The sequence below is a fragment of the Stenotrophomonas maltophilia group sp. vghtpe118 genome (genome assembly GCF_052605195.1).
In genome coordinates this window covers 3,081,684-3,102,500 of sequence record NZ_CP199672.1, presented here as the reverse complement: position 1 = coordinate 3,102,500, position 20,817 = coordinate 3,081,684, and the positions used below count along the sequence as shown (strand labels likewise).

Below are 20,817 nucleotides of genomic sequence, written 5' to 3'. Positions count from 1 at the left end.
GATGGCCGGCTCGCTGATACCAATGTAGTTGCCCAGCGACTTGGACATCTTGTTGACGCCGTCCAGGCCCTCCAGCAGCGGCATGGTCAGCACCACCTGCGGCTTCTGGCCATGGTGTTCCTGCAGGCCACGGCCCATCAGCAGGTTGAACTTCTGGTCGGTACCGCCCAGCTCGACGTCGGCCTCCAGGGCCACCGAGTCGTAGCCCTGCACCAGCGGGTACAGGAACTCATGGATGGCGATGGACTGCTGGGCGGCATAGCGCTTGGCGAAGTCGTCGCGCTCGAGCATGCGTGCCACGGTGTGCTGGCCGGCCAGGCGGATCATGTCGGCCGCGCCCATCTTGCCGAACCACTCCGAGTTGAAGCGGACTTCGGTACGGCTGCGGTCCAGCACCTTGAACACCTGTTCCTCATAGGTACGGGCGTTGGCCAGCACGTCATCGCGGCTGAGCGGCTTGCGGGTGAGGCTCTTGCCCGAGGGATCGCCGATCATGCCGGTGAAGTCGCCGATCAGGAAAATGACCTGGTGGCCAAGGTCCTGGAACTGGCGCATCTTGTTCAGCAGCACTGTGTGGCCCAGGTGCAGGTCGGGCGCAGTGGGGTCGAAGCCGGCCTTGATCCGCAGCGGGCGGCCTTCCTGCAGGCGCGCGCGCAGATCCTCGAGCTTGAGGATCTCGTCGGCACCGCGGCCGATCAGGGCAAGGGCTTCTTCAATCGAGGACACGTGACTACTCCCGGCAACGCCGATTCTTGTGTGGGGTGTTAAAGCAAAGTTAACCCGATTGGCTTCACAAAAGCCAATGGGCACAAGGGTTTGACGCGGTTTTCTCAGGTGTCTATGGTAACCGCCGATCAGGCCCGCGCTCCCGGGCCGCCAGGAAAAGACCGCCGATGCACAATTCCGAACAAGGGCGCGCACGCAAGCAGCGCTTCCAGGAACGCCTTCACGTCCTGCACGACAACGCCCTGCATCGGAAGCTCAGGCAACACCTTCCCGCCGCCTTCAATGAGCGCTGGACCCGCCGCCATTGGATGCACGCCAGCCTGTTTGCGACCATCGGCGCCCTGGTGGCGACGATCGTCCCCGGTTTCTCGCACACCATTGATGCGCCTTACGCGGACAGCCACACCAGCCTGGCGCTGCCGCTGCCGCCGTTGACCATGGCCCGCCAGCAGCAGGTGCCGGGCGACAGCTGGCAGGTGCTGCGCATCCAGCGCGGCCAGACGCTGAGCGACCTGTTCGACAAGGCCGGCATTCCGGCCAGCACCCTGCACCGGGTGCTGGAGCACCCCGGTGCGCGCGAGGCGCTGACCAAGCTGCGCCCGGGCGCCGAGATCGCCTTCGACATGCCGCTGTCCGGCGACCTGCGCAGCATCCGCTTCGATCGCGACGCCGACAACCGGGTGGAACTGAGCCTGACCGGCGATGACATCAAGGAGAAGGTGACGCGGCGCGAGACCTCCACGCGTACCGTGGTCACCAGCGGCGAGATCACCAGTTCGCTGTATGCCGCGGCCCGCCGGGCCGGGCTGTCGCCGTCGGCGATCGCGACGATGACCGACGACATCTTCAAGTACGACATCGACTTCTCCAAGGACCTGCAGCCGGGCGACCGCTTCAGCGTGGTGATGGACGAGACCTGGCGCGAAGGCGAGAAGGTGGACACCAGCAAGATCCTGGCGGCGACCTTCACCACCGGGGGCAAGACCTATTCCGGCTTCCGCTTCGACCGCAACGGCAAGTCCGAGTACTACGACATCAACGGCCGTTCGTTGAAGAAGAGCTTCATCCGCATGCCGATCCCGTTCGCGCGGCTGAGCTCGACCTTCGGCGCACGCAAGCACCCGGTGCTGGGCAAGATGCGCATGCACAAGGGCGTGGACTACGCCGCGCGCACCGGCACCCCGATCATGGCCGCCGGCGACGCCCGCGTGCAGTTCGCCGGCGTGCAGCGCGGCTACGGCAATGTGGTGATCCTCGACCACGGTCGCGGCCACACCACCCTGTACGGCCACATGTCGCGCTTTGCGAACATCAAGACCGGCCAGCGCGTGGCCCAGGGCACGGTGATCGGCTACGTCGGCTCGACCGGCTTGGCCACCGGCCCGCACCTGCACTACGAATTCCGCGTCAACGGCGAGCACCGCAACCCGCTGACCGTGACCATGCCGCCGCCGGAGCCGCTGAAGGGCGCCGAGCTGGTCGCCTTCCGCGCGCAGACCGCGCCGGCGATGGCCCGCATCCAGGGCATGGAGAAGCTGATCTACGCCGATGCCAGCCCGGCACCGACCAGCCGCGACGAGGCCGCCGCCGAGGTGGCCAGCGCCAAGGACAAGCAGTCGACCGGCCGCAAGCGCGGCTGAGCGCGCTGCGTTGACGAACAAGGACGCGGCAGCCCAAGCTTGCCGCGTCCTTTTTTATGCCCGCCATGAACACCACTGCCGACGCTGACGCCCCCCTGTACCTTGGCCTGATGTCGGGCACCAGCGCCGACGGCATCGACGCTGCGCTGGTGCAGTTTCCCGCGGGCGGTGGCTGCCGCTTCGTGCACGGCCTGACCGCCCGCTGGGAACCGGTGCTGCGCGCGCGGCTGGTGGCGCTGGGCGAAGGTGGCCCGTTGGATTCGCTGGAGGAGCTGGGCGAACTGGACGCGCGGATTGCGATCAACTTCGCCGAGGCTGCCAACCAGCTGCTGGCCGAAGCCGGCGTGGATCGCAGCCAGGTGCGCGCGATCGGCTCGCACGGCCAGACCGTGCGCCACCGCCCGCTGGCCGATCCGGCGTTCACCGTGCAGCTGGGCGACGGCAACCGCATCGCCGAGCTGACCGGAATCACCACGGTGTCCGACTTCCGTCGCCGCGACGTGGCGGCCGGGGGACATGGCGCGCCGCTGATGCCGGCCTTCCACCTCGGCATGCTGGGCGCCGCCGACGAGGACCGTGCCGTGCTCAACCTGGGCGGTATCGCCAACCTGACCCTGATCCCGCGCGAAGGCGCGGTGCGCGGCTTCGATACCGGCCCGGCCAACGCGCTGATGGATGCCTGGTGCCAGCGCCACACCGGCCGTACCTTCGATGCCGATGGCGCGTATGCCGCCAGTGGCGCGGTGGACGAGGGCCTGCTGGCCGGCTGGCGTTCGGACCCGTGGTTCGCGCTGCCGCCGCCGAAGAGCACCGGGCGCGAGCAGTTCCACCTGGCCTGGGCCGAGGCGCACATGGGGGAAGGCGAATATGCCGCTGCCGATGTGCAGGCCACCCTGCTGGAGCTGACCGCGACGACCGTGACCGACGCGCTGCTGGCGCAGCAGCCGCAGACCCGGCGCCTGCTGGTCTGTGGCGGCGGCGTGCGCAACCGGCAGCTGATGAAGCGGCTGGCGGCGCGGCTGCCGGAGGTGCAGGTGGAGTCCAGCGCGCTGCACGGGCTGGACCCGGAGTACGTGGAGGCGATGGGCTTTGCCTGGCTGGCGCAGCGGACGATGGACGGGCTGGCCGGCAACCTGCCGAGCGTGACCGGGGCGACGGGGCCGCGGATCCTGGGGGCAATCCACCTGGCGTGAGGTGGCGCCATCCACGCAGGGCGTGGATTCACCGGGCAGCCGAGCGTGGGCTCGGCTCTACCTCTACAAAGCCGCTAATCGAAGCCCTGCCCTGCGGGCAAGGCCTGCAAGGCGGCGATCGCATCGGAGAGGGCGTCCACTTCGGGATCGCCGAAACCGGAGCGGACCTCCAGTTCACTGCTGAACAGGCCCTGCTCCAACAAGGCGGCGCAGGTCTGTTCATGGGTCCAGCCGCGGGCGACCGCGACACGTCTGATACGTTCCAGCAGCAGCGGGTCCAGGTCCCGCAGCACAACGTCGGCCATGCTCACTTCCCCGTTCGCAAGGCACCGCCCCCTCGGCGCGTCGGGGGCGATGATCCCGCAGTCCGGGCGGGCAGGCAATCAGGCGACCGGTGGCGGCCCGCGGTCGGCGATCCGCGGCCACAGCCAGGCCAGCAGCAGCAGGGTCGGCACCACAATGACCGAGCTGAGGATGAAGAACGTGCTGTAGGACGTCGCCTCAACGATGTATCCGGAGACACCGCCGATGAACTTGCCCGGCAGGTTGGCCAGCGATACCAGCAATGCGTACTGCGTGGCGGTGAAGTTGCGGTCGGTCAGCGACGACATGAAGGCCACCAGCACGGTGCCGGCGAACCCCTGGAACAGGTTGTCGGCACTGAGCGCGGCATAGAACGCCCACAGCTTGCCTGGGTTGTGCGCCATCAGCAGGAAGGCGAGGTTGGACATCGCCACGCCCAGTGCGGCCACCAGCAGCATGCGCCGGAAGCCGAATGCGGCCACCGCAATACCCCCCAGGAACGCACCGCCGATCCCCATCCATACACCGAACAGCTTGGACACGGTGGCGATGTCGGCCTTGTCGAACCCCGAATCGAGATAGAACGGCCCGGCCATCACGCCGATCACCTGATCGGGGAACTTAAACAGGCCGACGAAGGCCAGCAGCACCAATGCCAACGCCACGCCATTACGGCTGAAGAAGCTGGAAATGGGCTGGACGAAGGCTTCGGCGATATCGATGCGACGCTGCACCGCCGTGGCCGGGCGCTCCGGCTCGGCGCACAGCAGGGTAGTGACGATCGGCAGCAGCATCAGCGCGGCCATCGCCAGGTAGGCGACGATCCAGCCTTCGAACTGCGCCAGGTACAGCGCGCCGGCACCGGCCAGGATCAGGCCGATCCGGTAGCCCAGCGTATAGGTGGCCGCCAGCGCGGCCTGCGCGGTCTGCGGAGCGATCTCGATACGGTAGGCATCGACCGCCGAGTCCTGGGTGGCGCCAGCGAACGACGCCACCAGCACCCACATCACCAGTGGCCAGACGCCCTCTTCCGGCCGCACGAAGGCCAGTGCGACCAGGCCGACCAGCACCAGCACCTGCGATACCAGCAGCCACGAACGGCGGCGGCCGAGCGCGCCCAGCAGCGGAAATGCATAGCGGTCCAGCAGCGGCGCCCACAGGAACTTGAGCAGGTAGAAGAAGCTGGCCAGGCTGATCAGGCCGATGCTGCCCAGGTCCAGGCCGACGTCGCGCAGGCGCGTGGACAGCGTCTGCGAAGCGATCAGCAGGAACGGCAGGCCACTGCCGAAGCCAAGCATGGCCATGGTCAGCGCCGACGGGGTACCGAAGGCGCGCTTGATGCCTGCCCAGCCCTTGTAGCTGACCGGTGTGGCGGCCTCGGTCACAGGTCGTAGTCCACGGTGAACGGGGCGTGGTCGGAGAAGCGCTCGTCGCGGTAGATCGAACAGCTACGCAGTTTGTCGCGCAGGCCCGGCGTGATGAACTGGTAGTCGATGCGCCAACCGACGTTGTTGGCGCGGGCGGCGCCGCGGTTGCTCCACCAGGTGTAGTCCTCGCCGGTGGGATTGAGCAGGCGGTAGGCATCGGCCCAACCGCGGCCGGCGGCGACATCGGTGGCCTGGCCGTGGTCGGCGCAGAGGGCGTTGAGCCAGTCGCGTTCCTCCGGCAGGCAGCCGGAATTCTTCTGGTTGGACTTCCAGTTCTTGATGTCCAGCGCCGAACGCACGATGTTCCAGTCGCCGCACAGCACGTAGTCGCGGCCGCTGCGCGCCCACTCCTCCAGGATCGGGCGCAGCCATTCCATCACTTCGAACTTGAAGCCCTGGCGCAGGTCACCCGAGCTGCCGGAGGGAATATAGAAGGAGACCACGCTGAGATTGCCGTAGCGCGCCTCGATGTAGCGGCCTTCGTCGTCGAACGGGGCCCAGCCCAGCGAGGTGATGACCTGGTCCGGCTCGCGCCTGCTGTAGATCGCCACGCCGCTGTAGCCCTTCTTGGTGATGGCGTCGCGGTAGAAGCAGTGATGGCCATCCGGACGGAACATCGGGTCGGTCAGCTGGTCTTCCTGGGCCTTGGTTTCCTGGATGCACAGGACGTCGGCGTCCTGGGCCCGGAACCAGTCCAGGAAGCCCTTGGTCGCGGCGGAACGGATGCCATTGGCGTTGAAACTGATGATGCGCATGCGGGGACCTGCGGCGGGAAACCGGGCAAGCATACCGGTTGCCCGTGGGGCTGCGCAGTCCGCCAGGCAACGCCGCGACAGGCTTCACGCGGGGCCGCACGAGCGCGAAACGCCCAGCTGGATTAGGATTTGTGCTCCAAATGAAGATGAATCGAGTTTTGATGAGCGACCACCGCCACCGTTTCCTGCAGCTGGCCCTGACCGCCGACGCCCTGCGCTTCGGCCAGTTCACCCTCAAGTCCGGCCGGCTGAGCCCCTATTTCTTCAACGCCGGCCGTTTCGACTCCGGTTCGCTGCTGTCCCAGCTCGGCGCCTGCTATGCCGATGCCATCGATGCCAGCGGGATCAAGTACGACGTGGTGTTCGGCCCGGCCTACAAGGGCATCCCGCTGGCCACCGCGATGGCCTGCGAGCTGGCCCAGCGCGGCCGCGACCTGCCGCTGTCATTCAACCGCAAGGAAGCCAAGGACCACGGCGAAGGTGGCCAGCTGATCGGCGCTGACATGAATGGCAAGCGCGTGCTGATCGTCGACGACGTGATCACCGCCGGTACCGCGATCCGCGAAGCGCTGGGCATCATCCGCGCTGCCGGCGGCACCCCGGCCGGCATCGTGGTAGCCCTGGACCGCCAGGAGATCGCCTCGGAAACCGACCGCCGCTCGGCGGCGCAGTCGGTGGCCGAAGAGGCCGGGATTCCGGTGATCGCCGTGGCGTCGCTGGCCGATCTGCTTGATTTCGCCTCCGGCAACCCGGAACTTGTGGGTTACCGCCAGCCGCTGGAAGCCTACCGGGCCCAGTACGGCGTCCGTTCGATCCGCTGACCGACCCAGGGGAAAGGTCATGTCCCGAGTTCCTGCCGTTCTCTTTGCCGGCCTGCTGCTGGTCGTGCCGTCCACCGTGCCGGCGCAGTCGCGCGACGGCGGCAAAGTGGAAAAGAAGCTGTACTGCTGGAACGAGGGCAAGGAGCGGATCTGCAGCGATTCGCTGCCAGCCGATGCGGTCAATCACGCCCGCGAGGAGTTCAACGCGAAGAGCGGCCTGCGCAATGCGCAGGTCCAGCGCGCGTTGACCGACGAGGAGCGTGCCGCGGCCAGCACGGCGGCGCAGCAGCAGCAGCTGGACCTGATGGCTGAGCAGACCCGCCAGCGTACCGAGCAGGCGATGCTGTCCACCTATGGCAGCGAGGAGGACCTGCGCCGGGTGTTCGCCGAGCGCCAGGAAGTGCTGGACAACAACCTCAAGACCGCCGAGTACAACGTCACCAGCCTGCGCGAATCACTGGTGGCGCTGCTGTCGGCCGCCGGTGACCGAGAACTGGCCGGTGGCAAGGTCGCCGACAAGCAGGCCGAGGCGATCCGTCAGCGGCACGTGCAGTTGCAGGCGCAGCAGCGCCTGCAGGCCGGGTTCCTGCAGCAGCAGCAGGCGCTGAAGGCGGAAATTGAAAGCACCCTGCAGCGTTATCGCGAGCTGAAGGGCGTGGCGCCAGCGAGCCAGGCGCCGTGATTCGCTTGTATAGTCGAGCCCATGCTCGGCTCCGCGTGGCCTTGGGAAAGAGCAGCCCAGCATGGGCCCGGCTGTGCAGTAGGCGGCGCCTGGTTACGGCTTGGCCCACGGAATTTATGCACTCTTTACGCGTCGGCACGGTCCGGCGCGTAGTGCGTTTATGGGCGGCAGGACGACGATGACGGCCTGAGGTGGAGGGGTTCCACCAGGACGCTATTGCAATGTCCCCCTGGCTGTCGTTGTTGTGTGGCGTGCTGGTGCTGGTCGCCGCCGCCTATCTCCTTTATGTCGTGCTGCGGCCCGAGTCGTTCTGAGCGGAGCCTGCCATGACCGAGATGCTTGTGATTATTGCCGCCAGCCTGTTGCTGGCGTGGCCGCTGGGCCTGTACCTGGCGCGGGTGATGCGCGGCACGCCGATGAGGGCCGACGTGCTGTTCAACTGGATCGAGAAGCCGCTGTACAAGGTGTTCGGCGTCGATCCCTCGCGCGCGATGTCCTGGCGCGGCTACGTGCTGGCCTTCGTGCTGAGCAACGTGGTGGTCGCCGTACTGACCCAGGCGGTGTTCATGACCCAGGCCTGGTTGCCGTTGAACCCGGACCAGATCCCGAACATGCGCTGGGACACCGCGCTGCACACGATGATCTCGTTCCTGACCAACACCAACCAGCAGCACTATTCGGGCCAGGCGCAGCTGTCCTACCTCTCGCAGATGACCGGCATCACCGGCCTGCAGGTGGTGACACCGATGATGGGCCTGGCGCTGGCGGTGGCCACGCTGCGCGCGTTGTTCTCGCGTGCGCCGCAGGCTGCGGCGGCCACCAGTACCGGCGATGACCGCCAGGTGGCGGTGGGCAACTACTACGTGGACGTGGTGCGCCTGTGCGTGCGCTTCCTGTTGCCGCTGTGCCTGGTGTGGACCCTGCTGCTGACCAGCCAGGGCGTGCCGTCGACGATGGCCGGTGGCCCGCAGGCCACGCCGATCGATGCCAGCGCCGGCATGGCCGGACAGAAGCTGCCGCTGGGCCCGGTGGCGGCGATGGTCGCGGCCAAGCAGCTGGGCGCCAACGGTGGCGGCTGGTACGGCCCGAACAGCAGCTTCCCGCTGGAAAACCCGACCCCGCTGTCGAACGCGCTGGAGATCGTCGGCATCCTGCTGGTGCCGATGGCGGTGATCTTCATGATCGGTGCGTTCACCGGCCGGCGCCGGTTCGGCGCCCTGGTGTTCAGCTGCATGCTGGGCATGTCGCTGCTGTCCACCGGCGCGATGATGTGGAGTGAAGGGCACAGTGCCAGCGCCGCCACGCCGCTGCTGATGGAAGGCAAGGAGGTGCGCTTCGGCGCCGACGGCACGGCGCTGTGGGCGGCGGTGACCACCCAGGTCTCCAACGGTTCGGTCAACGGCATGCATGACTCGCTGGCGCCGCTGAGTGGCGGCATCGCGATGGTCAACATGCTGGTCAGCGCGATCTGGGGCGGCATCGGCTGTGGCCTGCAGCAGTTCATCGTGTACCTGCTGCTGGGCGTGTTCCTGGCCGGGTTGATGACTGGACGTACGCCGGAACTGTTCGGCCGCAAGCTGGAGACGCCACAGGTACGCCTGCTGGCCCTGCTGGTGCTGCTGCAGCCGATCACCCTGCTGGTGTTCACCGCGATCACCCTGGCCGTGCCCGGGCTGGCCGCTACCTCCAACCCGGGCTTCCATGGCATCAGCCAGGTGTTCTACGAGTACGTCTCGGCCTACGCCAACAACGGCTCGGGCTTCGAGGGGCTGGGCGACGCCACGCTGTGGTGGAACCTGAGCTGCTCGCTGGTGCTGCTGCTGGGCCGCTTCCCGCTGCTGATCATCCCGCTGGTGGTGGCCGCGCAACTGGCCGCCAAGCGCCAGGCGCCGGAGTCTGCCGGCAGCCTGCAGATCGAAACCCCGACCTTCGCCCTGACCCTGGTCTCGGTGATCGTCATCCTGACCGTGCTGCAGTTCATGCCGGCGCTGGTACTCGGCCCGATCGCCGACCACCTCAGCCTGGGACTGCACTAAGGACACCCCGATGAGTACCCACGCAAGTTCCACCCATAGTTCCCTTGCCCCGCGCCCTGCGCTGCTTGATGGCGCCGGCCTGCGCCGTGCGCTGGTCGAAGCAGTACGCAAGCTATCGCCGATGCACCTGGTGCGCAGCCCGGTGATGGCGGTGGTGATGGCCGGCACGATCGTCGCCGCCATCGTCACACTGACCGGCAATGCGCCGCTGGGCTTCGGCCTGGCAGTGACCGCGATCCTGCTGGTGACCGTGTTGTTCGGCAATTTCGCCGAAGCAGTGGCCGAGGCGCGTGGCCGTGGCCAGGCCGCGTCACTGCGCCGTGCCCGCCAGGACCTGGTGGCACGCCGGCTGGCGGCGCCGCAGCCGGGTGCCGCAGAAGCCCAGGTGCCGGCCGCCGAACTGCGCCCGGGCGACCATGTGATCGTCAGTGCCGGTGAGCTGGTGCCGGCCGATGGCGAGATCGTGCAGGGCCTGGCCACCATCAACGAGGCGGCGGTGACCGGCGAATCCGCCCCGGTGCTGCGCGAGGCCGGTACCGACCGTTCCGGCGTGATCGGCGGCACCAAAGTACTGTCCGACCAGATCATCGTGCGGGTGACCGCCGAGCCGGGGCACAGCTTCCTGGACCGGATGATCGCGCTGGTGGAGGGTGCCAACCGTCAGAAGACGCCGAACGAGATCGCGCTGACCCTGTTGCTGGCAGCGATGACGCTGACCTTCCTGGTGGTGGTGGCGACGCTGCCGGCGATCGGCGCGGCGGTAGGCGTGCAGGTCGATCCGCTGCTGCTGATCGCGCTGCTGGTATGCCTGATCCCGACCACCATCGGCGGGCTGCTGCCGGCCATCGGCATCGCCGGCATGAACCGTGCGCTGGCTGCCAACGTGCTGGCCAAGTCGGGCAAGGCGGTGGAAGTGGCCGGCGACGTCGACGTGCTGCTGCTGGACAAGACCGGCACCATCACCTACGGCGACCGCCAGGCCAGCCACTTCCATCCGTTGGCCGGCATCGACGCCAGCCAGCTGCGTGAAGCGGCGCTGCTGTCCTCGCTGGCCGACCCGACCCCGGAAGGCAAGTCGATCGTACGCCTGGCGCGCGAGCAGGGTTGCGCCACCGCCGAGCCGGACCATGCCGAGTACCTGGCGTTCAGTGCACAGACCCGCATGTCCGGCGTGGACCTGGAACATGGCCGGCAGATCCGCAAGGGTGCCGCCGATGCGATCCGCGCCCACGTACAGGCGCTGGGCGGCAACGTGCCGGCGGAACTGGCCGGTCGCGTCGAGCAGGTGGCGCGCAATGGCGCCACCCCGCTGGTGGTGGCCGAGGGTCGCCACGTGCTGGGCGTGATCGAGCTGTCGGACGTGGTCAAGCACGGCATGCGCGAGAAGTTCGCGCAGCTGCGCGCGATGGGCATCCGCACGGTGATGATCACCGGCGACAACCCGCTGACCGCCGCTGCCATCGCTGCCGAAGCCGGCGTCGATGACTACATCGCCGAGGCCCGCCCGGAGGACAAACTGGCGCGCATCCGCCAGGAGCAGGCCGGCGGCCGGCTGGTGGCGATGGTCGGCGACGGCACCAACGACGCTCCCGCGCTGGCCCAGGCGGACATCGGCCTGGCGATGAACTCCGGCACGCAGGCGGCGAAGGAGGCCGGCAACATGGTCGACCTCGATTCGGACCCGGCCAAGCTGCTGGCGGTGGTGGAGGTGGGCAAGCAGCAGCTGATCACCCGTGGCGCGCTGACCACCTTCTCGCTGGCCAACGACGTCTCCAAGTACTTCGCGATCCTGCCGGCGCTGTTTGCCGCTGCGGTTCCGGCCATGGCTGCACTGAACGTGATGCAGCTGTCGAGCCCGCGCAATGCGGTGCTGGCAGCGCTGATCTTCAACGCCCTGGTGATTCCCGCCCTGATTCCGCTCGCCCTGCGTGGCGTGCGCTTCCGCCCGGCCACCGCAACGGCGCTGCTGCGCCGGAACATGCTGGTGTACGGCCTCGGCGGCGTGCTGCTGCCGTTCGCGGCGATCAAGGCGATCGACCTCCTTCTTGTCCTGGTATTCGGCGCATGAACCGTACTGTTTCCACTTCGTCTTCCCTTCCCCGCGGACAGAAAGCCGAGGCCCGCGTGGCGAGCCTGCAGGATGGCGCAAGCTGGCGCCCGGCGATCGGCCTGGGCCTGGCTACCCTGCTGCTGGCCGGCGCGGTCTACGCCGGCATCGCCACCGGCTTCGCCGGCCTGGCGTACCCGACCCAGGCCGAGGGCAGCCTGCTGCGCGACGGCAACGGCCAGGTGCGCGGCTCGGCGTGGCTGGCGCAGCCGTTCACCGGTGATGGCTACTTCCAGGCGCGTCCGTCGGCGGCCAACTACGACCCGATGGCCGCGGCCGGTTCCAACATGGCGCGCAGCAATCCCGCGCTGGCCGAGCGCGTCGCTGCCAGCACCGCTGCGGTGGCTGCACGGGAAGGTGTCGCGCCAGCGCAGGTTCCGGCCGATCTGGTAACCCAGTCCGGCGGCGGTCTCGATCCGCAGTTGTCGCCGGCCGCCGCACAGCTGCAGGTGGCGCGCGTAGCGCGTGCCCGTGGCCTGCCAGTGGAGCGCGTGCAGGCACTGGTGCAGGCCCATACCGAAGGGCGCCAGTGGGGCCTGTTCGGCCAGCCACGGGTGAACGTGGTGACGCTGAACTTCGCGCTGGACCATGCAGCCAAGACGCCGTGATGCCGGGCTGTACCCGCTGCGCGCACAATGGTGGCCATGACAGCGGCCCCCATGACTGATGCACGTACCCGCCAGGCCGATGCCCTGGTTGAAGGCCTGCAACGCGAAGCCGGCGGCAAGCTGACCGTGTTCCTCGGCGCGGCGCCGGGCGTGGGCAAGACCTACACCATGCTGACCCGCGCGCAGGAACAGCTGCGCCGCGGCGTCGACCTGGTGGTGGGCCTGGTGGAAACCCATGGACGCACCGATACCCAGGCCCTGTTGGAGGGCCTGCCGCAGCTGCCGCTGAAGGACGTGGCCTATCACGGCCATGCCCTGCAGGAGATGGACCTGGATGCCGTGCTGGCACGGCATCCGGCGCTGGTGCTGGTGGATGAACTGGCCCATCGCAATGCGCCCGGCAGCCGCCATGAGCGGCGCTGGCAGGATGTGATGGAGCTGCTGGACGCCGGCATCGACGTCTGGACCACGGTCAACATCCAGCATCTGGAAAGCCTCAACGATGTGGTGATGCGCATCACCGGCGTACGCGTCAGCGAGACCGTGCCCGACGGCGTGCTCGACCGCCTGCACGACATCGTGCTGGTCGATCTGCCGCCGCGCGAACTGATCGCTCGCCTGCAGCAGGGCAAGGTCTATGTGCCCGAACAGGCCGCACAGGCACTGCAGGCGTTCTTCTCACCGGCCAACCTGACCGCGCTGCGCGAACTGGCGATGCAGGAAGCCGCCGACCGCGTCGACAGCAGCCTGCGCGAAACCCGCGCCGCGCGTGGCGAAGGCAATCTGCCCCTGCGTCGCGGCGTTCTGGTGGCCATCGACGGGGGCGGCCAGAGCGAATACCTGGTGCGCGTGGCGCGGCGCATCGCAGAGCGCCGTGACGCGCCGTGGACGGTAGTGACCGTGCAGGGCCGGCGCCAGGACGAGGCGACCCGGCGCGAGATCGATGCGGCCTTTGCGCTGGCAAGGCGGCTGGGCGGCGACGCCGAACTGCTGCATGGATCGAGCATCGCCGATGCCCTGCTCGACCATGCCGCACACAACGGCGTGTCGACCCTGGTGCTGGGCCGGACCCGCGAACGTCCACTGGCACGGATGTTCAACCGCACCCTGACCCAGCAGCTGATCCAGCGTGGCGCGCATTACGAGATCACCATCATCAGCACGCCACAGGCACGCGCACGCTCGCGCCGCGAGAGCCTGCTGCCGCCAATGCGCGGTATCAGTCATGAACCGGCACAAGCCCTGATCGCTACCGCGCTGGCCTGTGCGGTGGCGTGGCTGGCCGAACACTGGGTGGGCATGGCCGACCTGTCGATGGTGTTCATCGTCGCGGTGGTGCTGGTGGCTGCACGCACGCGCGCCAGCGTGGCGGTGATGGCCGCGATCCTGTGCTTCCTGGCCTACAACTTCCTGTTCATCGCGCCGCGCTTCACCTTCGCCATCGGTGCACGCCAGGGCGTGATCACCGTGTTCCTGTTCCTGGCCGCGGCACTGGTGGCCGGGCGCCTGGCCTCGCGCCTGCGCATGCAGGTGATTGCGCTGCGTGCGGCCAACCGCCATGCGCGTGCGCGCCAGCAGCTGGGCCGTCAGCTGGCCAGCGCGGCCGGCAACGGCGAGGTGGCACAGGCGGGCCGGCATGCGCTGGAGCAGGCCCTGGACGTGCCGGCGTGGCTGCGGATCGGCACCGATACCGCCGCCGGTGGCCGCAACCAGCCTGGCGATACCGACCTGGCTGCCGCCGACTGGGCACTGCGCCACGGCCAGCCCAGTGGGCGCTTCACCGATACCCTGGCCGGTGCGCAATGGTGGTTCCTGCCGTTGCTGGACGGCGAAGACCGTGCGATCGGCGTGGCCGGCCTGTACCTGCCCGGCGCACAGGCGCGCCTGCTGCCCGAACAGCGGCAGCTGGCCGAAGCGATGGTCGATGACATCGCACAGGCCGCGCTGCGTACCCGGCTGGTGGCGGAACTGGAGCAGGCACACGTCAGCAACGAGACCGAGCGGCTGCGCTCGGCGCTGCTCTCCTCGGTGTCGCACGACCTGCGCTCGCCATTGGCGGCGATGATCGGGTCGGCCGACAGCCTGGCCAGCTACGGTGCGGCCATGGATACAGCCGATCGCCGTGCTTTGCTGGACACCATCCTGGTCGAGGGCGAACGGCTGGACCGCTACATCCAGAATCTGCTGGACATGACCCGGCTGGGTCATGAAGGGCTGAAGATCAACCGCGACTGGATCGGCGTGGACGAGCTGATCGGCTCGGCGGCACGGCGCCTGCAGCGCTACCAGCCAAAGGTGCGGCTGGAGCTGGACATCCCAGCCACGCTGGCACCGATCTGGGTGCACCCGGCGCTGGTCGAACAGGCCGTGTTCAACGTGATGGAGAACGCGGCCAAGTTCTCGCCGCCCGACGCCGCCGTGCAGGTACAGGCGCGCGAGCTGGACGGCCAGCTGCGCATCGACGTGATCGATGCCGGCCCCGGCATTCCCGATGACGAGCGCGCGCGCATCTTCGACATGTTCTACAGCGTCGAGCGTGGCGACCGGGGCCGCCACGGCACCGGCCTGGGCCTGACCATCTGCCAGGGCATGATCGGCGCACATGGCGGCAGCGTGCAGGCGCTGCCCGGACGCGACGGTCGCGGTACCCTGATCCGCATCACCCTGCCCCTGCTCAAGCCAGCCTCCCACGATGAGCCCGACCCCGATTGATGCCAGCGTGCCGGCCGCACGCGTGCTGGTGATCGACGATGAAACCCAGATCCGCCGGTTCCTGGACATCAGCCTGCGCGCGCAGGGCTACCAGGTGCGGCAGGCCGCCACCGGCCAGGAAGGCCTGCAGCTGGCCGCCAGCGAAGACATGGACCTGGTGATCCTGGACATTGGCCTGCCGGACATGGAAGGCCATGAGGTCCTGGAACAGCTGCGCCAGTGGAGCCAGGTGCCGGTGATCATGCTGACCGTGCGCGCCGGCGAAGCCGAGAAGGTGCGCGCACTGGATACCGGCGCCAACGACTATGTGACCAAGCCGTTCGGCACGCAGGAGCTGATGGCGCGCGTGCGGGCGCTGCTGCGCACGCGCAGCGTGCCGACCGATGGCACGCCGCCGGTGTTCGACGATGGCCACCTGCACGTGGACCTGGTGCGTCGCGAAGTCGCCCTGCAGGGTGAACCGGTGGCGTTGACCCGCAAGGAATACGCGCTGCTGTCGCTGCTGCTGCGCAATGCCGGGCGGGTGGTGACCCAGCCGCAGATCCTGCAGGAGATCTGGGGGCCGACCCACCAGCACGACACCCACTACCTGCGCATCCTGGTCGGCAAGCTGCGGCACAAGCTGGGCGATTCGGCGCTGGATTCGCGCTACCTGTTCACCGAGCCGGGCGTGGGGTTGCGGTTCAAGGGGTAGTGCCGGCCGCTGGCCGGCAACTGCAGGGTGTGTGAGGTTCATGGGCTTGCCGGCCTGCGGCCGGCACTACCCATTCTGCTGCAGCTTCCAAAGGGGTCAGAACCCCAGCGGGGTGTCGCCCAGCACTGGTTGCAGCTGGCTGCGGAACAGGGCCTGGATGCGTTCCAGTGCGGCCTCGTCGTTGCCTTCGAACCGCAGCACCAGCACCGGCGTGGTATTGGAGGCACGCACCAGGCCCCAGCCATCGGCGAAGTCCACGCGCAGCCCATCGATGGTCGACAGGCGGCCACCCACATACGGGTTGTCCGGCGACTGCGCCGCCGCCACCAGCATCGCCACCAGGGCATGCGGCGTCCCGTCGGCCACCGGTACCTTCAGCTCCGGCGTGGCGACCATTTCCGGCAGTTCGCCCAGCACCTCGTCCGGGGTTTCCTCGCGCTGGGCCAGGATCTCCAGCAATCGCGCAGCGGCGTACAGACCGTCGTCGAAACCGAACCAGCGTTCCTTGAAGAAGAAGTGGCCGCTCATCTCGCCGGCCAGCTCGGCATCGGTCTCGCGCATCTTCGCCTTCATCAGCGAATGCCCGGTCTTCCACATCAGCGGGCTGCCACCGTTGCGCAGCACATGGTCGGACAGCTTGCCGGTGCACTTCACGTCGTAGATCACCATCGCGCCCGGATTGCGCATCAACACATCGGCAGCGAACAGCATCAGCAGGCGATCGGCGTAGATGATCCGGCCTTCGCCGGTCACCACGCCCAGCCGGTCGCCGTCGCCATCGAAGGCCACGCCGAGATCGGCGCCAAAGCGCTTGACCGTCTGCACCAGGTCTTCCAGGTTGGCCGGTTCGCTCGGGTCGGGATGATGGTTGGGGAAGGTGCCGTCGACATCGCAGTACAGCGGAATGACGTCGGCGCCGATCGCTTCCAGCAGCTGCGGCGCCAGCGCGCCGGCCACGCCATTGCCGGCATCGGCCACGACCTTCAGCGGGCGGTCCAGCTGCACGTCATCGGCGATGCGCTGGATGTAGTCGGCACTGACATCGCGCTGCTGGTAGTCACCGGGCTCGGCGGCCTGCGCCAGGCGGCCCTCGACGATGCGCTGGTAGAGATCGGTGATGGCATCGCCGGACAGCGTCTCGCCGCCAATGACCACCTTGAAGCCGTTGTACTCGGGCGGATTGTGGCTGCCTGTGACTGCCACGCAGGTGCCGGTACGCAGATGGAAGGCGGCGTAGTACACCAGTGGGGTCGGCGCCAGGCCGATGTCGATCACCGCGCAGCCGGCACGGCGCAGGCCCTCGGCCAGCCCGGCCGTCAGCTCGGGACCGGACAGGCGGCCATCGCGACCGATCACCACCTCGCGCAGGCCCTGCTCCAGTGCCACGGTGCCGATGGCCTGGCCGATCTGCGCCGCGGTCTTCGGTGTCAGTTCACTGCCCACCACGCCGCGGATGTCATAAGCGCGGAAGATGCCGGCGGCCAGCTCCTCGGCCGGCACCGGCGGTGGCGGCGGTGGCGCGGCATCGCCACTGCCGGTCACAGCGGCCACGGGTGGCGGCGCCTGCTGCAGGCTCTCGCTCAGGGTCGGGCCATGGTCGGCCTCGGACGCTGCGGCGCGGCGTGGCAAGGGCAGCGACTTCGGCAGTCGGTCACGTCCCACCACCAGCAACACGGCAATGAACGCCAGCAGCAACGCCACAATGGCGCTGGCCAGCGCGCCCAGGCCCAGCGGACCGGCGTCGACATTCGGTACCGACGCGACCAGTCGCAGCGGCGTGCCTGCAACCGGGCGCGCCAGCGCTTCGGCGCTTTCGGACAGGCCCGCGTCGCCCTGGGTGACCAGATCGAAGCCACCCTGGCGCAGGCCAAGGAAGCCTGCGGACGGCGCACGCACCTGGTCCAGCGGCGAGGTCAGCCGCAGCAGCGGTTGGCGGACATAGATCACGGCCGGCCCCAGGCTGCCCAGCTGCACTGGCGCAGCCAGGCCCAGGCGATTGCTGCCACCATCGCGGACGACGCGCAGGCTGGGTTTGCCCTCAGCCACCGCCGCTTCCAGCAGGGCCAGGCGTGCATACCCGAAGGTGGCCGGATCGGCATAGGCGTTGGCCAGATCGGCCGTCAGCACCTCGACCTGCTCAACCCCGGTCCAGCTCTCGCGCACGGCCAGCGCCGCTGCAGCGGCATCGCCGGCCTGCAGCGCCTGCTGCACGCGATCGTTCTTCAACTGCTGCTGCAGCTGCTGCAACTGGCCAGCAGCGGCCTGCTGCAGGCCCTGCACGGCCTGGTCGCGCGCTTCTTCCAGCGCCTGGCCGTTGGCCTCCTGCCGCCATTGCTGCACCGCGCTCCATCCGAACCAGCCGGCCAGCAGGATCAGCAGCACCCCCAGTAGTGGTGCACTGCGACCCAACGACCGTCCCCGCTGTCCTTCCCCGATGCCGCTCATCGATGTCCCCTGTCAACGCACCCCGGTATGGCCGAATCCACCCGTGCCCCGCACGCTGTCGGTGAAAGTATCCACCACCTGCAGGCTGACGCGGGCAATCGGAACCACCACCAGCTGCGCGATGCGATCGCCGGGCTCGATGGTGAAGGCCTCGCGGCCACGGTTCCAGACGCTGATCAGCAGCGGCCCCTGGTAGTCGGCATCGATCAGGCCGGTGCCATTGCCCAGCACGATGCCGTGCCGATGGCCCAGCCCCGAACGCGGCAGGATCACCGCGCACAGGTTCGGGTCGGCAATGTGGATGGCCAGGCCGCTGGGCACCAGCGCGGTGTCGCCCGGCTGCAGGGTCAGTGCGGTATCCAGCGCCGCGCGCAGGTCCATGCCGGCGCTGGCTTCGGTGGCGTAGGCCGGCAGCGGCCAGCTGTCGCCAAAGCGCGGATCGAGCAGCTTGACCTGCAGCGGCCGGGAAAGGGATGCCTGGGTCATGCCTGGAGTCTCCGCGCGATCAGCGCCAGCAGTTGTTCGGCCAGTTCGCGCTTGGACGTGGCCGGGAATACCTGTTCACCGTCCTGCCAGAAGGCCGTGGCGGCATTGTTGTCGCTCTCGAAACCACCGCCACTGATGCCGACCTGGTTGGCGATCACCAGGTCCAGGCGCTTGTCGATCAGCTTGCCGCGTGCATATTTCTCCACGTCGTGGGTCTCGGCGGCAAAGCCGACCACCAGCTTCAGCGACTGCGTCTGCGCGGCGACTTCGGCCAGGATGTCCGGCGTGCGCACCAGCTCGATCACCAGCGACTGGCTGTCGGCGGTCTTCTTCAGCTTCTGCGCGGCGACCTGGCGCGGGGTGTAGTCGGACACTGCGGCGGCACCGATATAGATGTCGGCGGGCAGCGACTTCAGTACGGCATCGCGCATCTGCGCGGCCGAGCGCACGTCGATGCGCTGCACGCCCGGTGGCGTCGGCAGCTGGACCGGGCCGCTGACCAGCACCACGTGCGCACCCAGCGCGGCGGCGGCAGCGGCCAGGGCAAAGCCCATCTTGCCGCTGCTGCGGTTGCCGACGTAGCGCACCGGATCGATGTCTTCGTAGGTCGGGCCGGCACTGATCAGCAGGCGCAAGCCCTGCAGGGCACGGGTTTCCGGCGCGGCAACCGTCGCAGCGGTACCGCCATTGGCCACCAGCGCGGCCACGATGTCGCCCGGTTCAGCCAGCCGGCCGGGACCGGATTCACCTTCGGCCAGCGGGCCATCGACCGGGCCGATCACCTGCGCACCGCGCTGGCGCAGCAGGGCGATGTTGGCCTGGGTAGCCGGATGCAGCCACATCCGGTGGTTCATTGCCGGGCAGATCGTCAGCGGTGCGGTGCTGGCCAGGCACAGGGTGCTGACCAGGTCATCGGCATGGCCCTGGGCCAGCCGCGCCAGCAGATCGGCGGTACCCGGCGCGACCACGATGCGGTCGGCCCAGCGGGCCAGCTCGATGTGGCCCATGGCCTGCTCGGCGGCGCTGTCCCACAGCGTGGTGCGGGTCGGCTGCCCGGACAGGGCCTGGAAGCTGAGCGGAGTGACGAACTGCTGGGCACCGGCGGTCATCGCCACCTGCACCTGGGCACCGGCATCGCGCAGGCGCCGCACCAGCTCCAGGGCCTTGTAGGCCGCGATCCCGCCTCCGACGCACAACAGCAGTTTCTGGCCTTCCAGCGCGCGGGCCGGCGCGGGGGAAGCGTTGGGGGAGTCAGCCACCTGGAATTCCTGTGCAAACGAGGGCATTAGCTTACCCGATGGTCGGCAATGTCCCGGTACACGGCACACATAGCGGGCGGCTATCAGCAGATGGGACTTGCGCCACAACGCTTCCGGGGTTCAAGACACTGCGATTCGGAACTTTCCTATACCTGTTGGCCGGCCACGTTTGCAGAATCGTCAGTGGCCACCGCAGGTGTGCCGCTTCGCTTTTCGAGGATTCCGCGTGCACCCGCGCATCATCATCGCCGACGACCATCCCGTCGTCCTGCACGGCATCCGCATCGTGCTGCAGACCCATCTGATGGAGGTCGTCGGCAGCGCGCGTGACGGCGCCCAGCTGCTGCAGCTGGTCGAGCACCACGGCTGCGACGCGGTGCTGACCGACCTCTCCATGCCGGGCACCGGCCCGGATGGCCCGGAACTGATCGCTGAGCTGCGCGAACGCCACCCGGGCATGCCCGTGGTGGTGCTTACCGGCGCCCGTCACCCCGGCCTGCTCGATGGCCTGCTGCGTGAAGGTGTCAGTGGCCTGGTCGACAAGTGCGCCGATTTCGGCGAGTTGCCGCAGGCCCTGAACGCGGCCATGGCCGGGCAGGTGTTCGTCTCGCAGCAGCTGCGCGACCACCTGCAGGCGCGCGACCTGATGTTCGCGCGTGAGCCGGCGGCGCTGTCGGCCCGCGAACAGGAAGTGCTGGACCTGTTGGCCGCCGGGCTGAAAGTGAACGCCATCGCCGTCCACTGCGGCCGCAGCCCGAAAACGATCAGCCGGCAGAAGGCCGAAGCCAAGCGCAAGCTGGGGCTGCAGAACAACCAGGAGCTGTTCGCCTATCTGCAGTCGCGACGCGACTGAGGCAACAGCCTACCCGGGCGTGCGTCCTGCCCTGATGGGACGCATCACCCGCGCTGGCGATGATGCAGGC

General features: G+C 68.4%; 18 protein-coding genes (1 of these 18 cut by a window edge). 11 read left to right on the top strand and 7 right to left on the bottom strand.

Annotated features, from left to right (window positions below):
* Window positions 1-726, bottom strand: the 5' portion of a protein-coding gene (gene tyrS / locus ACUDTM_RS14145; protein ID WP_072168694.1) for a tyrosine--tRNA ligase. Its footprint begins 486 nt before the window's first position; only the first 726 of its 1,212 coding nucleotides appear in the window; it begins with the start codon at window positions 724-726; its stop codon lies beyond the left edge, outside the window.
* 167 nt (window positions 727-893) lie between these two features.
* Between tyrS and ACUDTM_RS14140 the strand changes: the two genes are divergently transcribed.
* Both ACUDTM_RS14140 and ACUDTM_RS14135 read left to right on the top strand, forming a co-directional pair.
* Window positions 894-2,366, top strand: a complete 1,473-nt coding sequence (locus tag ACUDTM_RS14140) for a M23 family metallopeptidase (RefSeq protein WP_180868022.1) — start codon at window positions 894-896, stop codon at window positions 2,364-2,366.
* 65 nt (window positions 2,367-2,431) lie between these two features.
* The gene (locus tag ACUDTM_RS14135) at window positions 2,432-3,559 is read left to right on the top strand and encodes an anhydro-N-acetylmuramic acid kinase (protein WP_334271705.1); all 1,128 of its coding nucleotides are present in this window, start codon (window positions 2,432-2,434) and stop codon (window positions 3,557-3,559) included.
* 74 nt (window positions 3,560-3,633) lie between these two features.
* Here ACUDTM_RS14135 and ACUDTM_RS14130 read toward each other — a convergent pair whose 3' ends face one another.
* From ACUDTM_RS14130 to ACUDTM_RS14120, 3 genes are all read right to left on the bottom strand, one after another.
* Window positions 3,634-3,864, bottom strand: a complete 231-nt coding sequence (locus ACUDTM_RS14130; protein ID WP_005420465.1) for a hypothetical protein — start codon at window positions 3,862-3,864, stop codon at window positions 3,634-3,636.
* 78 nt (window positions 3,865-3,942) lie between these two features.
* A complete protein-coding gene (locus tag ACUDTM_RS14125) occupies window positions 3,943-5,247 on the bottom strand; it encodes an AmpG family muropeptide MFS transporter (protein WP_445391368.1) in 1,305 nt (434 codons plus the stop codon).
* On the bottom strand, window positions 5,244-6,044 hold the full coding sequence (locus ACUDTM_RS14120; RefSeq protein ID WP_069140053.1) for an exodeoxyribonuclease III: 801 nt from the start codon (window positions 6,042-6,044) through the stop codon (window positions 5,244-5,246). The genes ACUDTM_RS14125 and ACUDTM_RS14120 overlap by 4 nt, the downstream gene beginning before the upstream one ends.
* Before the next feature lie 161 nt (window positions 6,045-6,205).
* Here ACUDTM_RS14120 and pyrE point away from each other — a divergent pair, with 161 nt between their 5' ends.
* The 8 genes from pyrE (at window position 6,206) to ACUDTM_RS14080 (ending at window position 15,704) form a co-directional block, all read left to right on the top strand.
* Window positions 6,206-6,865 carry an orotate phosphoribosyltransferase gene (gene pyrE / locus ACUDTM_RS14115; protein ID WP_005420471.1) on the top strand — a complete coding sequence of 220 codons (660 nt, stop codon included), beginning with the start codon at window positions 6,206-6,208 and terminating at the stop codon, window positions 6,863-6,865.
* A gap of 19 nt (window positions 6,866-6,884) precedes the next feature.
* A complete protein-coding gene (locus tag ACUDTM_RS14110; RefSeq protein ID WP_445391367.1) occupies window positions 6,885-7,547 on the top strand; it encodes a hypothetical protein in 663 nt (220 codons plus the stop codon).
* A gap of 221 nt (window positions 7,548-7,768) precedes the next feature.
* Window positions 7,769-7,861, top strand: a complete 93-nt coding sequence (locus tag ACUDTM_RS14105; RefSeq protein ID WP_005407770.1) for a potassium-transporting ATPase subunit F — start codon at window positions 7,769-7,771, stop codon at window positions 7,859-7,861.
* Between the two features lie 12 nt (window positions 7,862-7,873).
* A complete protein-coding gene (gene kdpA, locus ACUDTM_RS14100; RefSeq protein ID WP_111200526.1) occupies window positions 7,874-9,583 on the top strand; it encodes a potassium-transporting ATPase subunit KdpA in 1,710 nt (569 codons plus the stop codon).
* 10 nt (window positions 9,584-9,593) lie between these two features.
* Window positions 9,594-11,651 carry a potassium-transporting ATPase subunit KdpB gene (gene kdpB, locus ACUDTM_RS14095; RefSeq protein ID WP_445391366.1) on the top strand — a complete coding sequence of 686 codons (2,058 nt, stop codon included), beginning with the start codon at window positions 9,594-9,596 and terminating at the stop codon, window positions 11,649-11,651.
* Window positions 11,648-12,298 carry a potassium-transporting ATPase subunit KdpC gene (gene kdpC / locus ACUDTM_RS14090; protein WP_111007692.1) on the top strand — a complete coding sequence of 217 codons (651 nt, stop codon included), beginning with the start codon at window positions 11,648-11,650 and terminating at the stop codon, window positions 12,296-12,298. The genes kdpB and kdpC overlap by 4 nt, the downstream gene beginning before the upstream one ends.
* A 51-nt stretch (window positions 12,299-12,349) precedes the next feature.
* Complete coding sequence (locus ACUDTM_RS14085; protein ID WP_072168700.1) at window positions 12,350-15,010, top strand: sensor histidine kinase; 2,661 nt, start codon at window positions 12,350-12,352, stop codon at window positions 15,008-15,010.
* The gene (locus tag ACUDTM_RS14080) at window positions 14,991-15,704 is read left to right on the top strand and encodes a response regulator transcription factor (RefSeq protein WP_005420506.1); all 714 of its coding nucleotides are present in this window, start codon (window positions 14,991-14,993) and stop codon (window positions 15,702-15,704) included. Before ACUDTM_RS14085 ends, ACUDTM_RS14080 begins: the two co-directional genes overlap by 20 nt.
* 96 nt (window positions 15,705-15,800) lie before the next feature.
* Here ACUDTM_RS14080 and ACUDTM_RS14075 read toward each other — a convergent pair whose 3' ends face one another.
* The 3 genes from ACUDTM_RS14075 to coaBC are packed head-to-tail and all read right to left on the bottom strand — an operon-like array spanning window position 15,801 to window position 19,921.
* The gene (locus ACUDTM_RS14075; protein ID WP_111007693.1) at window positions 15,801-18,149 is read right to left on the bottom strand and encodes a phosphomannomutase/phosphoglucomutase; all 2,349 of its coding nucleotides are present in this window, start codon (window positions 18,147-18,149) and stop codon (window positions 15,801-15,803) included.
* A gap of 12 nt (window positions 18,150-18,161) precedes the next feature.
* Entirely contained in the window at window positions 18,162-18,635 is a 474-nt protein-coding gene (gene dut / locus ACUDTM_RS14070; RefSeq protein WP_061478745.1) for a dUTP diphosphatase, read from the bottom strand.
* Window positions 18,632-19,921: a bifunctional phosphopantothenoylcysteine decarboxylase/phosphopantothenate--cysteine ligase CoaBC gene (gene coaBC / locus ACUDTM_RS14065; RefSeq protein ID WP_061478746.1), complete on the bottom strand. Its 1,290-nt coding sequence runs from the start codon at window positions 19,919-19,921 to the stop codon at window positions 18,632-18,634. The genes dut and coaBC overlap by 4 nt, the downstream gene beginning before the upstream one ends.
* Before the next feature lie 199 nt (window positions 19,922-20,120).
* Between coaBC and ACUDTM_RS14060 the strand changes: the two genes are divergently transcribed.
* Window positions 20,121-20,747 (top strand): response regulator transcription factor, encoded by a 627-nt coding sequence (locus ACUDTM_RS14060; protein WP_072168702.1) that lies wholly within the window; start codon window positions 20,121-20,123, stop codon window positions 20,745-20,747.
* The last annotated feature ends 70 nt before the right edge of the window (window positions 20,748-20,817 follow it).

Coding starts and splice junctions, on each gene's coding strand:
- ACUDTM_RS14140 (WP_180868022.1), top strand. CDS start 894: ATGCACAATTCCGAACAAGGGCGCGCACGCAAGCAGCGCTTCCAGGAA.
- ACUDTM_RS14135 (WP_334271705.1), top strand. CDS start 2,432: ATGAACACCACTGCCGACGCTGACGCCCCCCTGTACCTTGGCCTGATG.
- ACUDTM_RS14130 (WP_005420465.1), bottom strand. CDS start 3,864: ATGGCCGACGTTGTGCTGCGGGACCTGGACCCGCTGCTGCTGGAACGT.
- ACUDTM_RS14120 (WP_069140053.1), bottom strand. CDS start 6,044: ATGCGCATCATCAGTTTCAACGCCAATGGCATCCGTTCCGCCGCGACC.
- pyrE (WP_005420471.1), top strand. CDS start 6,206: ATGAGCGACCACCGCCACCGTTTCCTGCAGCTGGCCCTGACCGCCGAC.
- ACUDTM_RS14110 (WP_445391367.1), top strand. CDS start 6,885: ATGTCCCGAGTTCCTGCCGTTCTCTTTGCCGGCCTGCTGCTGGTCGTG.
- ACUDTM_RS14105 (WP_005407770.1), top strand. CDS start 7,769: ATGTCCCCCTGGCTGTCGTTGTTGTGTGGCGTGCTGGTGCTGGTCGCC.
- kdpA (WP_111200526.1), top strand. CDS start 7,874: ATGACCGAGATGCTTGTGATTATTGCCGCCAGCCTGTTGCTGGCGTGG.
- kdpB (WP_445391366.1), top strand. CDS start 9,594: ATGAGTACCCACGCAAGTTCCACCCATAGTTCCCTTGCCCCGCGCCCT.
- kdpC (WP_111007692.1), top strand. CDS start 11,648: ATGAACCGTACTGTTTCCACTTCGTCTTCCCTTCCCCGCGGACAGAAA.
- ACUDTM_RS14085 (WP_072168700.1), top strand. CDS start 12,350: ATGACTGATGCACGTACCCGCCAGGCCGATGCCCTGGTTGAAGGCCTG.
- ACUDTM_RS14080 (WP_005420506.1), top strand. CDS start 14,991: ATGAGCCCGACCCCGATTGATGCCAGCGTGCCGGCCGCACGCGTGCTG.
- ACUDTM_RS14075 (WP_111007693.1), bottom strand. CDS start 18,149: ATGAGCGGCATCGGGGAAGGACAGCGGGGACGGTCGTTGGGTCGCAGT.
- dut (WP_061478745.1), bottom strand. CDS start 18,635: ATGACCCAGGCATCCCTTTCCCGGCCGCTGCAGGTCAAGCTGCTCGAT.
- coaBC (WP_061478746.1), bottom strand. CDS start 19,921: ATGCCCTCGTTTGCACAGGAATTCCAGGTGGCTGACTCCCCCAACGCT.